Source organism: Pseudomonas fluorescens, assembly GCF_004683905.1.
Classification (GTDB): Bacteria; Pseudomonadota; Gammaproteobacteria; order Pseudomonadales; family Pseudomonadaceae; genus Aquipseudomonas; species Aquipseudomonas putida_A.
Genome location: NZ_CP038438.1, coordinates 796,974 through 811,359, shown reverse-complemented (window position 1 = coordinate 811,359; position 14,386 = coordinate 796,974). Strand labels below are relative to the sequence as shown.

Sequence of the window (14,386 nt, the reverse complement as noted above, 5' to 3'; positions counted from 1 at the left end):
CGCGAACTTTCGGTTCATTGCGTCTTCACACACCGCAATCTGGTCTCTTTCGAGCATGCAGATTGCTTGGGTGTTATATGGTCAAGCCTCACGGGCAATTAGTATTGGTTAGCTCAACGCCTCACAGCGCTTACACACCCAACCTATCAACGTCGTAGTCTTCGACGGCCCTTCAGGGAACTCAAGGTTCCAGTGAGATCTCATCTTGAGGCAAGTTTCCCGCTTAGATGCTTTCAGCGGTTATCTTTCCCGAACATAGCTACCCGGCAATGCCACTGGCGTGACAACCGGAACACCAGAGGTTCGTCCACTCCGGTCCTCTCGTACTAGGAGCAGCCCCTCTCAAATCTCAAACGTCCACGGCAGATAGGGACCGAACTGTCTCACGACGTTCTAAACCCAGCTCGCGTACCACTTTAAATGGCGAACAGCCATACCCTTGGGACCGGCTTCAGCCCCAGGATGTGATGAGCCGACATCGAGGTGCCAAACACCGCCGTCGATATGAACTCTTGGGCGGTATCAGCCTGTTATCCCCGGAGTACCTTTTATCCGTTGAGCGATGGCCCTTCCATACAGAACCACCGGATCACTAAGACCTACTTTCGTACCTGCTCGACGTGTCTGTCTCGCAGTCAAGCGCGCTTTTGCCTTTATACTCTACGACCGATTTCCGACCGGTCTGAGCGCACCTTCGTACTCCTCCGTTACTCTTTAGGAGGAGACCGCCCCAGTCAAACTACCCACCATACACTGTCCTCGATCCGGATAACGGACCTGAGTTAGAACCTCAAAGTTGCCAGGGTGGTATTTCAAGGATGGCTCCACGCGAACTGGCGTCCACGCTTCAAAGCCTCCCACCTATCCTACACAAGCAAATTCAAAGTCCAGTGCAAAGCTATAGTAAAGGTTCACGGGGTCTTTCCGTCTAGCCGCGGATACACTGCATCTTCACAGCGATTTCAATTTCACTGAGTCTCGGGTGGAGACAGCGCCGCCATCGTTACGCCATTCGTGCAGGTCGGAACTTACCCGACAAGGAATTTCGCTACCTTAGGACCGTTATAGTTACGGCCGCCGTTTACCGGGGCTTCGATCAAGAGCTTCGCGTTAGCTAACCCCATCAATTAACCTTCCGGCACCGGGCAGGCGTCACACCCTATACGTCCACTTTCGTGTTTGCAGAGTGCTGTGTTTTTAATAAACAGTCGCAGCGGCCTGGTATCTTCGACCGGCATGAGCTTACGGAGCAAGTCCTTCACCCTCACCGGCGCACCTTCTCCCGAAGTTACGGTGCCATTTTGCCTAGTTCCTTCACCCGAGTTCTCTCAAGCGCCTTGGTATTCTCTACCCAACCACCTGTGTCGGTTTGGGGTACGGTTCCTGGTTACCTGAAGCTTAGAAGCTTTTCTTGGAAGCATGGCATCAACCACTTCGTCACCTAAAAGGTAACTCGTCATCAGCTCTCGGCCTTAAGATCCCGGATTTACCTAAGATCTCAGCCTACCACCTTAAACTTGGACAACCAACGCCAAGCTGGCCTAGCCTTCTCCGTCCCTCCATCGCAATAACCAGAAGTACAGGAATATTAACCTGTTTTCCATCGACTACGCTTTTCAGCCTCGCCTTAGGGACCGACTAACCCTGCGTCGATTAACGTTGCGCAGGAAACCTTGGTCTTTCGGCGTGGGTGTTTTTCACACCCATTGTCGTTACTCATGTCAGCATTCGCACTTCTGATACCTCCAGCAAGCTTCTCAACTCACCTTCACAGGCTTACAGAACGCTCCTCTACCGCATCACTTGCGTGATACCCGTAGCTTCGGTGTATGGTTTGAGCCCCGTTACATCTTCCGCGCAGGCCGACTCGACTAGTGAGCTATTACGCTTTCTTTAAAGGGTGGCTGCTTCTAAGCCAACCTCCTAGCTGTCTAAGCCTTCCCACATCGTTTCCCACTTAACCATAACTTTGGGACCTTAGCTGACGGTCTGGGTTGTTTCCCTTTTCACGACGGACGTTAGCACCCGCCGTGTGTCTCCCATGCTCGGCACTTGTAGGTATTCGGAGTTTGCATCGGTTTGGTAAGTCGGGATGACCCCCTAGCCGAAACAGTGCTCTACCCCCTACAGTGATACATGAGGCGCTACCTAAATAGCTTTCGAGGAGAACCAGCTATCTCCGAGCTTGATTAGCCTTTCACTCCGATCCACAGGTCATCCGCTAACTTTTCAACGGTAGTCGGTTCGGTCCTCCAGTCAGTGTTACCTAACCTTCAACCTGCCCATGGATAGATCGCCCGGTTTCGGGTCTATTCCCAGCGACTAGACGCCCTATTAAGACTCGCTTTCGCTACGCCTCCCCTATTCGGTTAAGCTCGCCACTGAAAATAAGTCGCTGACCCATTATACAAAAGGTACGCAGTCACCCAACAAAGTGGGCTCCCACTGCTTGTACGCATACGGTTTCAGGATCTATTTCACTCCCCTCTCCGGGGTTCTTTTCGCCTTTCCCTCACGGTACTAGTTCACTATCGGTCAGTCAGTAGTATTTAGCCTTGGAGGATGGTCCCCCCATATTCAGACAAAGTTTCTCGTGCTCCGTCCTACTCGATTTCATGACTAAGAGACTTTCGCGTACAGGGCTATCACCCACTATGGCCGCACTTTCCAGAGCGTTCCGCTAATCTCAAAGCCACTTAAGGGCTAGTCCCCGTTCGCTCGCCACTACTAAGGGAATCTCGGTTGATTTCTTTTCCTCAGGGTACTTAGATGTTTCAGTTCCCCTGGTTCGCCTCTTGCACCTATGTATTCAGTACAAGATAACCATCTTATGATGGCTGGGTTCCCCCATTCAGACATCTCCGGATCAAAGTCTGTTTGCCGACTCCCCGAAGCTTTTCGCAGGCTACCACGTCTTTCATCGCCTCTGACTGCCAAGGCATCCACCGTATGCGCTTCTTCACTTGACCATATAACCCCAAGCAATCTGGTTATACTGTGAAGACGACATTCGCCGAAAATTCGCAAAACTCTTAAGAGTCACTCACAAATTTTACCTTAGCCTGATCCGTTACCAGTGAAAGTAACGTTCAGTCTATCTTTCTATCACATACCCAAATTTTTAAAGAACGATTCTGAAAAAGATCAGAGCTAATTATTCGATTCGAATATTTAGCTCTGCACTTTTACAAACGCATGAATCAAGCAATTCGTGTGGGAACTTATGGAGCAGCTGATGTCGTCGATTAAGGAGGTGATCCAGCCGCAGGTTCCCCTACGGCTACCTTGTTACGACTTCACCCCAGTCATGAATCACACCGTGGTAACCGTCCTCCCGAAGGTTAGACTAGCTACTTCTGGTGCAACCCACTCCCATGGTGTGACGGGCGGTGTGTACAAGGCCCGGGAACGTATTCACCGCGACATTCTGATTCGCGATTACTAGCGATTCCGACTTCACGCAGTCGAGTTGCAGACTGCGATCCGGACTACGATCGGTTTTGTGGGATTAGCTCCACCTCGCGGCTTGGCAACCCTCTGTACCGACCATTGTAGCACGTGTGTAGCCCAGGCCGTAAGGGCCATGATGACTTGACGTCATCCCCACCTTCCTCCGGTTTGTCACCGGCAGTCTCCTTAGAGTGCCCACCATAACGTGCTGGTAACTAAGGACAAGGGTTGCGCTCGTTACGGGACTTAACCCAACATCTCACGACACGAGCTGACGACAGCCATGCAGCACCTGTCTCAATGTTCCCGAAGGCACCAATCCATCTCTGGAAAGTTCATTGGATGTCAAGGCCTGGTAAGGTTCTTCGCGTTGCTTCGAATTAAACCACATGCTCCACCGCTTGTGCGGGCCCCCGTCAATTCATTTGAGTTTTAACCTTGCGGCCGTACTCCCCAGGCGGTCAACTTAATGCGTTAGCTGCGCCACTAAGAGCTCAAGGCTCCCAACGGCTAGTTGACATCGTTTACGGCGTGGACTACCAGGGTATCTAATCCTGTTTGCTCCCCACGCTTTCGCACCTCAGTGTCAGTATCAGTCCAGGTGGTCGCCTTCGCCACTGGTGTTCCTTCCTATATCTACGCATTTCACCGCTACACAGGAAATTCCACCACCCTCTACCATACTCTAGCTTGCCAGTTTTGGATGCAGTTCCCAGGTTGAGCCCGGGGATTTCACATCCAACTTAACAAACCACCTACGCGCGCTTTACGCCCAGTAATTCCGATTAACGCTTGCACCCTCTGTATTACCGCGGCTGCTGGCACAGAGTTAGCCGGTGCTTATTCTGTCGGTAACGTCAAAATTGCAGAGTATTAATCTACAACCCTTCCTCCCAACTTAAAGTGCTTTACAATCCGAAGACCTTCTTCACACACGCGGCATGGCTGGATCAGGCTTTCGCCCATTGTCCAATATTCCCCACTGCTGCCTCCCGTAGGAGTCTGGACCGTGTCTCAGTTCCAGTGTGACTGATCATCCTCTCAGACCAGTTACGGATCGTCGCCTTGGTGAGCCATTACCTCACCAACTAGCTAATCCGACCTAGGCTCATCTGATAGCGCAAGGCCCGAAGGTCCCCTGCTTTCTCCCGTAGGACGTATGCGGTATTAGCGTTCCTTTCGAAACGTTGTCCCCCACTACCAGGCAGATTCCTAGGCATTACTCACCCGTCCGCCGCTGAATCCAGGAGCAAGCTCCTTTCATCCGCTCGACTTGCATGTGTTAGGCCTGCCGCCAGCGTTCAATCTGAGCCATGATCAAACTCTTCAGTTCAAACATCTTTGGGTTTTTAAGAAACCCTAAACTTGGCTCAGCAATCGTTGGTTACATCTTTGATTTCTCGCGGAGTAACTTGTGATGCTGATAATCTTGTTGACTATCAGTCTAACTCCACAAGCACCCACACGAATTGCTTGATTCAGTTGTTAAAGAGCGGTTGGTTAAGACCTTTCGTCTCAACCGAGGCGCGCATTCTACAGCAGCCTCATTTGCTGTCAAGTGATTATTTTCAGAAGTTTTCGAAGAATTCTTCAACAACTTCAACCACTTGCGCTTCCGATCTCTCGTTAGCGGGAGGCGAATTCTACAGCGTTACACGCTGCTGTCAACACCTCTTTTTCTCCGCTTTCGACCGAGAAGATCGAACCGTCAAAAGAGCCAAACATCACCGCTCTTTCAACTCCTTCCAGGCTTCGATGAACTGAAGCAAGCCGCTGCCGAAAACTGCGTAACTCGTTGAATCTCAAGGAGTTTTCCGTTTCGACTGCGCCGGAAGTGGGGCGAATTATAGACCTCCAGAATCTGCCGTCAACCGCTTTTTTCACATTTCTGTCATATCGGTCAAAAAAACCCGAAAACACGAAGGCCGACCTCTAGAGGTCGGCCTTTGTCATGCCCTGCTACTTACAAGCTAGGGAAAGCGAACTGCGAAGCCTCATGGCTCGCACGCTGCGGCCAGCGCTGGGTGATGGCCTTGCGACGGGTATAGAAGCGCACACCATCCGGGCCATAGGCATGCAGGTCGCCGAACAGCGAGCGCTTCCAGCCGCCGAAGCTGTGGTAAGCCACCGGAACCGGCAGCGGTACGTTGACGCCGACCATGCCGACTTCGATCTCGTCGCAGAACAGACGCGCCGCTTCACCGTCACGGGTAAAGATGCAGGTGCCGTTACCGTATTCGTGATCGTTGATCAGCTTCATCGCCTCTTCCAGGCTGTTGACGCGAACCACGCACAACACCGGCCCGAAGATCTCTTCCTTATAGATGCGCATTTCAGGGGTAACGTTGTCGAACAGGCAGCCGCCGAGGAAGAAGCCCTCTTCGTTACCTGGAATGCTCAAGCCGCGACCATCGACCACCAAGGTCGCGCCCGCTGCCACACCGTCATCAACATAACCACTGACCTTGTCCCGCGCCTGACCGGTCACCAGTGGCCCCATGTCCAGACCACACGAAGTGCCGGCACCGATTTTCAGCGCCTTGATCTGTGGAACCAGTTTCGCCACCAGCGCATCCGCTACCTGATCGCCGACACACACTGCGACCGAAATCGCCATGCAGCGCTCACCGCAAGAACCGTAGGCCGCGCCCATCAGCGCGCTGACCGCGTTGTCCAGATCCGCATCCGGCATCAGCACCGCATGGTTCTTCGCGCCGCCCAGTGCCTGAACGCGTTTGCCGCGCTTGGTACCTTCGGCATAGATGTATTCGGCAATCGGCGTCGAACCAACAAAGCTCAGCGCTTTGACTTCCGGCGCTTCAATCAGCGCGTCCACTGCAGTCTTGTCGCCATGCACCACGCTCAGCACGCCTTTCGGCAAACCGGCTTCCAGCAGCAGTTGGGCGATCAGCAGCGTCGAGCTTGGGTCACGCTCGGACGGTTTGAGGATAAAGCAGTTGCCGCAGACGATCGCCAGTGGGTACATCCACAGTGGGACCATCGCCGGGAAGTTGAATGGCGTGATGCCGGCCACCACACCCAGCGGCTGAAAGTCCGACCAGGCGTCAATGTTAGGGCCGACGTTGCGGCTGTATTCGCCCTTGAGGATTTCCGGGGCGGCGCAGGCGAACTCGACGTTCTCGATACCGCGCTTCAGTTCACCGGCGGCGTCTTCGAGGGTCTTGCCGTGTTCTTCGCTGATCAATTGCGAGATACGCGCTTCGTTCTGCTCCAGCAGTTGCTTGAAGCGGAACATCACCTGGGCACGTTTGGCCGGAGGGGTGTTGCGCCATGCCGGGAACGCAGCCTTGGCGGCGTCGATCGCGTGTTGAATGGTTTCGCGGGTGGCCAGCGGCAGCTTGTGGATCGCCTGACCGGTGGACGGGTTGAACACATCAACCGCGCGACCGTTCTCGGTCACCAGTTCGCCATTGATCAAATGCGGGATAACGCTCATCGAAAACTCCTGAATTCTTGTGTACAGACGCCCGCATGGGGCGCCTGTTATTCGCAGGTATATATAGAGGGAAAAATCAGTCGAGCTTGTTCAGCACTTCGCCAACCGCGTCGAACAGACGATCGAGGTCTTGCGGCTTGCTGTTGAAAGTTGGGCCGAACTGCAGGGTGTCGCCGCCGAAGCGTACGTAGAACCCGGCTTTCCATAGGGCCATGCCGGCTTCGAATGGACGCACGATGGCGTCGCCGTCACGGGCCGCAATCTGGATCGCACCGGCCAGGCCGTAGTTACGGATGTCGATGACGTTCTTCGAACCTTTCAGACCGTGCAGGGCATTTTCGAAATGCGGTGCAACCTCGGCCACGCTCTGCACCAGGTTTTCCTTTTGCAGCAGGTCGAGTGCCGCCAGGCCAGCGGCGCACGCCACCGGGTGGGCCGAGTAGGTGTAGCCGTGGGGGAATTCCACCGCGTATTCCGGAGTCGGCTGATTCATGAAGGTCTGGTAGATCTCGGAGCTGGCAATCACTGCGCCCATCGGAATCGCGCCGTTGGTGACTTGCTTGGCGATGCACATCAGGTCCGGGGTCACGCCAAAGCTCTCGGCGCCGAACATCGAGCCGGTGCGGCCGAAACCGGTAATCACTTCGTCGAAGACCAGCAGGATGTTGTGCTGATCGCAGATCTCGCGCAGACGCTTCAGGTAACCCTGAGGCGGAACCAGTACGCCAGCGGAACCGGCCATCGGTTCAACGAAGACCGCCGCGATGTTCGACGCGTCGTGCAGTTCGATCAACTTCAGCAGCTCATCGGCCAGGGCGATACCGCCCTGCTCCGGCATGCCACGGGAGAATGCGTTGCTGGCCAGCAGCGTGTGCGGCAGGTGATCGACATCCATCATCGCCTGACCGAACAGCTTACGGTTGCCGTTGACGCCGCCAAGGCTGGTGCCGGCGATGTTCACACCGTGGTAGCCACGGGCACGGCCGATCATTTTGGTCTTGGTTGACTGACCTTTCAGACGCCAGTAGGCACGAACCATCTTCACCGCAGTGTCGGCGCACTCGGAACCGGAGTCGGTGAAGAACACGTGGTTCAGGTTGCCCGGAGTCAGCTCAGTGATCTTTTCCGCCAACTGGAACGACAGCGGATGGCCGTACTGGAAGCCTGGCGAGTAATCGAGGGTGCCCAGTTGTTTGGATACCGCTTCCTGGATTTCCTTGCGGGTGTGCCCGGCGCCGCAGGTCCACAGACCGGACAGCGAATCGTAGATCTTGCGGCCCTTGTCATCGAACAGCCAGCTGCCTTCGGCACCCACAATCAGACGCGGATCGCGCTGGAAGTTGCGGTTGGCGGTGTACGGCATCCAGTGCGCGTCCAGCTTCAGTTGGCTGGCCAGTGGCGACGGCGCGTTTTCAGGCATGTTCATCGGGCAAAACCTCGCAGGGCATAAGCATCAGGGAGATAAAAAGCGTTGTTGCAGCTAAATTGCCATGCGGATAAAGTCGGTGAAATCCAACTTTTCTAACCTTCAGTTAGAAGCCTGCTAAACAATGAGAACAACAGCATGAGCAGTCGCCGCCCCGATCCGCTGGCCCAGGTCAGTGATTTTGATATTCGCCTGCTGCGGATTTTCCGCAGCGTGGTGGAGTGCGGCGGCTTCTCGGCGGCGGAAACCGTGCTCGGCATCGGGCGCTCGGCGATCAGCCAGCAGATGAGCGATCTCGAACAGCGCCTTGGCCTGCGTTTGTGCCAACGCGGCCGCGCCGGGTTCTCGCTGACCGAAGAGGGCCGCGAGGTTTATCAGTCAGCGCTGCAACTGTTAAGTGCGCTGGAAAGTTTCCGCACCGAGGTCAACGGCCTGCACCAACACCTGCGTGGCGAGTTGATCATTGGCCTGACCGACAACCTCGTCACCCTGCCCCACATGCGCATCACCCATGCCCTCGCACAGTTGAAGGAACGCGGGCCGGACGTGCAGATCCAGATTCGCATGATCGCTCCCAACGAGGTCGAACAAGGCGTGCTCGACGGTCGCCTGCATGTCGGCGTGGTGCCGCAGGCCAGCGCACTGTCGGGGCTGGAATATCAGCCGTTGTACAGCGAACGCTCACTGCTTTATTGCGCGGTGGGTCATCCGCTGTTTTATGTGGATGACAAGCAGCTGGATGACGAGCGCCTTAATAGCCAGGATGCGATTGCCCCGACCTTTCGTTTGCCGGCGGAGATTCAGGCGCATTACCAGGCGCTCAATTGCACCGCCAGTGCGTCCGACCGTGAGGGCATGGCGTTTCTGATTTTGACCGGGCGTTATATCGGTTATCTGCCGGATCATTACGCCAGCCTGTGGGTGCAGCAAGGTCGCTTGCGTGCGCTGAAATCGACGACACGTTTTTATGATTTGAGTCTGGCATCGGTCACGCGCAAGGGGCGGCGCCCTCATTTGGTGCTGGAAAGTTTTCTGGAGAGTCTGGCGGCGACGCGTTGAAAAATCCTGCAAGGCCCGACAGATCAGGTTTTCAACCACAAAATCACTGAATAACCTGAGCAAGTGGACAGCTTTTTGCAAAGCAGGATCAACCCCGATCCTTCAACAAGAAGCCTTAAGCCATGCAGCCAGATTCTGAACCGTCCAGCGACCTGATCTACGGCCTCGACGACCGCCCAAAACCACCCGCCGCAATCCTCGCCGCCCTGCAACACGTTCTCGCCAGTTTCGTCGGCATCATCACCCCACCGCTGGTGATCGGCTCGGCCCTCGGTCTGACCGCACACTTGCCGTACCTGATCAGCATGGCGCTGATGGTTTCCGGGGTCGGCACCTTTATTCAAGCGCGGCGGCCGTTCGGCATCGGCGCCGGGATGATCTGTTTGCAGGGCACCAGTTTCGCCTTCCTCGGCGCGGTGCTGTCGGCCGGGTTTCTGGTCAAGCAGCGTGGCGGCAGCCCGGAAGACATTCTGGCGATGATCTTCGGCGTATGCTTTTTCGGCGCCGTGGTGCAGATCGTCCTCAGCCGTTTCATCGGTCAATTACGCCGGGTTGTTACGCCGCTGGTGACCGGGATTGTTATTACTCTGATCGGCGTCAGTCTGATCAAGGTCGGCATCACCGATCTGGGCGGTGGATTCAATGCGCCGGACTTCGGCGCGCCGGGCAATCTGGCGCTGGGGGTGTTCGTGTTGCTGACGATCATCCTGCTCAACCGCTCGAACACGCCGTGGGTGCGGCTGTCGGGCATCATTATCGGACTGCTGCTCGGCAGTCTGGCCGCGTGGTTCAGCGGGAAACTGGTTCCGCAGGCATTGCCTGACTTGCCCTTGGTCAGTCTTCCCACACCGTTCAAGTTCGGTTTCAGCTTCGACTGGACCGCTTTCCTGCCCGTCGCGCTGATTTATCTGATCAGCACCATCGAAACCGTCGGCGACCTCACGGCCAACTGCATGCTCGCCCGCCAGCCGATCAGCGGCCCCTCTTATATAAGTCGTTTGCGTGGTGGTGTGCTCGGTGACGGCGTGAGCTGCATGATCGCCGCCACCTTCAGCGCCTTCCCCAACACCACGTTTGCGCAGAACAACGGCGTGATCCAGTTGACTGGCGTGGCCAGCCGCTACGTCGGGCTGTACATCGGCGCGATTCTGTTTTGTCTTGGCCTGTTCCCCATGATCGGCGCGGTGCTGCAGCAGATCCCCAAACCGGTGCTTGGCGGCGCCACGTTGGTGATGTTCGGCAGCGTGGCGGCGGCCGGGGTGCGGATCCTCGCGCAGTCGCCGCTGGACCGACGCAGCATGCTGATCATCGCCACCTCGCTCGGCGTCGGCCTGGGCATTGCCGCGCAACCGAACCTTCTGCATCTGTTGCCGAAACTGGTGCAAAACCTGTTCGATTCGGCGATCACCAGCGGTGGTCTGACCGCGATCATCCTGTGCCTGTTGCTGCCGGAGGCGAAAACCACCCGCGTCGAATCCGCCGCAGCGCTGAACAAGATCGAACAGGCGTAACGGTTTTATTGCATCAGGACTTGTCGGATGCCTGTGGGTGCGTTATCAACGCAACTGGTTGCACCCACAGACAAACCGGAAGTGCCTATGACCTTTGAAGTCCCTGCTCACGGCGGCAAACCCGCCAGCCGCATTCGTCAGAAGAACGAAGAGACCATCCTCAAAGCCGCCGAAGACGAGTTCGCCCGTCACGGTTACAAAGGCACCAGCATGAACACCATCGCGCAGAATGCCGGGTTGCCCAAGGCGAACCTGCATTACTACTTCACCAACAAGCTTGGGTTATACGTGGCGGTGCTGAGCAACATCATCGAGCTGTGGGACAGCACCTTCAACACCCTGACCGCCGAGGATGATCCGGCCGAAGCGCTGACCCGCTACATTCGCGCCAAGATGGAATTCTCCCGCCGCCAACCGCAAGCCTCGCGGATCTTTGCGATGGAAGTGATCAGCGGTGGCGAATGCCTGACCGAGTATTTCAACCAGGATTACCGCGCCTGGTTCCAGGGCCGCGCAGCCGTGTTCCAGGCCTGGATCGATGCCGGCAAGATGGACCCGGTGGATCCGGTGCACCTGATTTTCCTGCTGTGGGGCAGCACCCAGCATTACGCCGACTTCGCCACGCAGATCTGCCGCGTCAGCGGTCGCAGCAAACTGACCAAGCAGGACATGGAAGACGCCGGCAACAACCTGATCCGCATCATTCTCAAAGGCTGCGGCCTCACCCCGACTATTTAAGACGTTTATGCCTTTCACCCTCAGCGGTTTTTGCGAGTACCGCGAAGAGATTCGCAAAAGCCGCTTCATCACCGTCGCCGCGCCGATCGGCAGCCCCGCCGACGCGCAGGCGTTCTTCGAACAACACAGCGACTTGAATGCCTCGCACAACTGCTGGGCGTGGAAACTCGGTGCGCAATACCGCAGCAACGACGACGGCGAACCCGGCGGCACCGCCGGACGGCCGATTCTGGCGGCCATCGAAGCGCAGGATTGCGATCAGGTCGCGGTGCTGGTGATCCGCTGGTATGGCGGCATTCAACTGGGCACCGGCGGTTTGGCCCGAGCCTATGGCGGCGGCGCGAACAAGTGCCTGCAAACGGCGGCAAAAGTCGAGTTGATCAGCCGTGTGCCGCTCAGTTGTGCCTGCGGCTTTGCCGAGTTGGCGTTGGTGAAGCTGCGGGTGGCGGACCTGGGTGGGTTGGTCGTCGAAGAAAACTTCACTGCCAATGGTGTTGAGTTGCAGTTGGCAGTGGGTGAGGCGCAGATCGAGTTGTTGCAAACGCAACTGGCGGATTTGAGCCGTGGGCGGATTGTGCTGCAGCGTTAGAAGAGCAAAAGATCACAGCCTTCGGCAGCTCCTGCACAGGACTTAGTGTTTCCCAGTAAGAGCCGCCGAAGGCTGCGATCTTTTAGGGCATCGACGGATTTCTTTATTCCAGCAACTTGCCCACATCTGCTGTGCACCCGACTGTGGATAACCTGAGCACATATGGCTGTAACCCTTCTGTCACGTGGCTTTGCGCGATTTGCTCACTTTTCGTCCACTGCGCATGAAAAAAGATAAATCCCACGTAAAAACAGATAGTTAGCGCTTTTTATCACCATTGGGAGATAGCATCCCAGCGCTTATGCCAAGGATTTCCAATTGCGCACAAATACTGTGGAACAACCTGTGGATAAGCCGTTCATGGCTGGCGCAGTCGCAGGTTCTGTATAGCTTCGACCCGGCTGCTCGTTTTTTAACCAGTTCGTCACGGTGCAAAAATGGAGCCGGATCAACAGCTTTGCGCTGAATTGGTGCCGGCTCCTCCTGCGTTTTTCAGCGCGACGCTCTGCCGCCGGCACGCGGCAACAGTTACGGCGGGCGTTCCTGACTCAATGGCCAGGAAATTGCTTTATCCACAGGCACAACTCCAAGTCAGTCGAGCCTGTCATGCCAAGCCCAGATTCAACGCCGCGCCTGCAACTGCGCCAGATCAGCAAACGCTACCCCGGTTGTCTGGCCAATGACGCCATCGACCTGAGCATCGCGCCGGGAGAAATCCACGCACTGCTCGGTGAGAACGGCGCGGGTAAAAGCACGCTGATGAAGATCATCTATGGCGTCACCCAGGCCGATATCGGCGAAATGCTCTGGCAGGGCCAGCGGGTGAATATCCGCAACCCGGCGCAGGCCCGGCAGTTGGGGATCGGCATGGTGTTCCAGCATTTCTCGCTGTTCGAAACCCTCAGCGTCGCGCAGAACATTGCTCTGGCAATGGGCGCCGAGGCCGGTACGCCGAAACAGCTTGAGCCGAAAATTCGCGAAGTGTCGCGCCGCTACGGCATGGCGCTGGAGCCGGAGCGACTTGTCCACAGCCTGTCGATTGGCGAGCGGCAACGAGTGGAGATCATTCGCTGCCTGATGCAGGACATTCGCCTGCTGATCCTCGACGAGCCGACGTCGGTGCTGACGCCACAAGAGGCCGACGAACTGTTCATCACCCTGCGCCGCCTCGCCGCAGAGGGCTGCAGCATTCTGTTTATCAGCCACAAGCTCGCGGAAGTGCGCGCCCTGTGCCATAACGCCACGGTTTTGCGCGGCGGGCGGGTCGCCGGGCATTGCCGGCCGGCCGAATGCTCGGATCAGCAATTGGCGCAGATGATGGTCGGCGAAGCGGCGGCGTTGATCGGCGAATATCCGAAGGTCAGTGGCGGCGCGGACTTTCTACAGGTCAACGGCTTGAGCTGGCACAACCCCGATCCCTTCGGCTGCTCGTTGAGCGACATCAACCTGCAAGTGCGCGGCGGCGAAATCGTCGGTATCGCCGGGGTCGCGGGCAATGGCCAGGATGAGTTGCTCGCCCTGCTCAGCGGTGAACAAACCCTGCCCCGCGACAGCGCGACAACCATTTGTTTCGCCGGGCAAGCGGTCGCCGATTTGCGTCCGGATGCGCGGCGCCAACTCGGTCTGGCGTTCGTCCCGGCAGAACGCCTGGGCCACGGCGCAGTGCCGGAACTGAGCCTTGCCGACAACGCCTTGCTCACGGCCTTTCAACAGGGGCTGGTGCGCAACGGTTTGATCGAGCGCAGTAAAGTCGAAGCCCTCGCCCAACAGATCATTCAGCGCTTCGGGGTGAAAACCCCGGGCACTCACGCGGCCGCGCGCAGCCTGTCCGGCGGCAATCTGCAGAAATTCATTCTCGGCCGGGAAATTCTCCAGCAACCGAAACTGCTGATCGCCGCGCACCCGACTTGGGGCGTCGACGTGGGCGCGGCGGCGACCATTCACCGCGCGCTGATTGCCCTGCGCGATGCCGGCGCGGCGATCCTGGTGATCTCCGAAGACCTCGACGAACTGTTCCAGATCAGCGACCGCCTCGGCGCCCTGTGCGCCGGGCGTCTGTCGCCGCTGCAGAACACCACCGACACCCTGCTGAGCGATGTCGGCAGCTGGATGGCCGGGCACATCAACCCCACGCATTCATCGGCCACGGCCTGACG

The 14,386-nt window shown here is 56.9% G+C and carries 7 protein-coding genes and 2 rRNA genes; 5 read left to right on the top strand and 4 right to left on the bottom strand.

Annotated elements, in window-relative coordinates; genetic code table 11:
* Positions 1-77: 77 nt before the first annotated feature.
* The 4 genes from E4T63_RS03605 to E4T63_RS03585 all read right to left on the bottom strand — a co-directional run bounded on the left by E4T63_RS03605 (position 78) and on the right by E4T63_RS03585 (position 8,333).
* A 23S ribosomal RNA gene (locus E4T63_RS03605) occupies positions 78-2,969 on the bottom strand.
* Positions 2,970-3,246: 277 nt separating this feature from the next.
* A 16S ribosomal RNA gene (locus tag E4T63_RS03600) occupies positions 3,247-4,783 on the bottom strand.
* Together the 16S and 23S rRNA genes form the textbook arrangement of a ribosomal RNA operon.
* Before the next feature lie 630 nt (positions 4,784-5,413).
* Positions 5,414-6,907 carry a CoA-acylating methylmalonate-semialdehyde dehydrogenase gene (locus tag E4T63_RS03590; protein ID WP_041067919.1) on the bottom strand — a complete coding sequence of 498 codons (1,494 nt, stop codon included), beginning with the start codon at positions 6,905-6,907 and terminating at the stop codon, positions 5,414-5,416.
* A gap of 76 nt (positions 6,908-6,983) precedes the next feature.
* A complete protein-coding gene (locus E4T63_RS03585; RefSeq protein WP_095138240.1) occupies positions 6,984-8,333 on the bottom strand; it encodes an aspartate aminotransferase family protein in 1,350 nt (449 codons plus the stop codon).
* A 138-nt stretch (positions 8,334-8,471) separates the two neighbouring features.
* Between E4T63_RS03585 and E4T63_RS03580 the strand changes: the two genes are divergently transcribed.
* The 5 genes from E4T63_RS03580 to E4T63_RS03560 all read left to right on the top strand — a co-directional run bounded on the left by E4T63_RS03580 (position 8,472) and on the right by E4T63_RS03560 (position 14,384).
* Entirely contained in the window at positions 8,472-9,392 is a 921-nt protein-coding gene (locus E4T63_RS03580; RefSeq protein ID WP_007968115.1) for a LysR family transcriptional regulator, read from the top strand.
* Positions 9,393-9,514: 122 nt separating this feature from the next.
* Positions 9,515-10,903, top strand: a complete 1,389-nt coding sequence (locus tag E4T63_RS03575) for a uracil-xanthine permease family protein (protein WP_135294903.1) — start codon at positions 9,515-9,517, stop codon at positions 10,901-10,903.
* Between the two features lie 87 nt (positions 10,904-10,990).
* Positions 10,991-11,641 (top strand): TetR/AcrR family transcriptional regulator, encoded by a 651-nt coding sequence (locus tag E4T63_RS03570; RefSeq protein WP_027613646.1) that lies wholly within the window; start codon positions 10,991-10,993, stop codon positions 11,639-11,641.
* A gap of 7 nt (positions 11,642-11,648) precedes the next feature.
* Complete coding sequence (locus E4T63_RS03565; protein ID WP_135294902.1) at positions 11,649-12,230, top strand: IMPACT family protein; 582 nt, start codon at positions 11,649-11,651, stop codon at positions 12,228-12,230.
* Positions 12,231-12,836: 606 nt separating this feature from the next.
* On the top strand, positions 12,837-14,384 hold the full coding sequence (locus E4T63_RS03560) for an ABC transporter ATP-binding protein (protein WP_135294901.1): 1,548 nt from the start codon (positions 12,837-12,839) through the stop codon (positions 14,382-14,384).
* Positions 14,385-14,386: the final 2 nt, after the last annotated feature.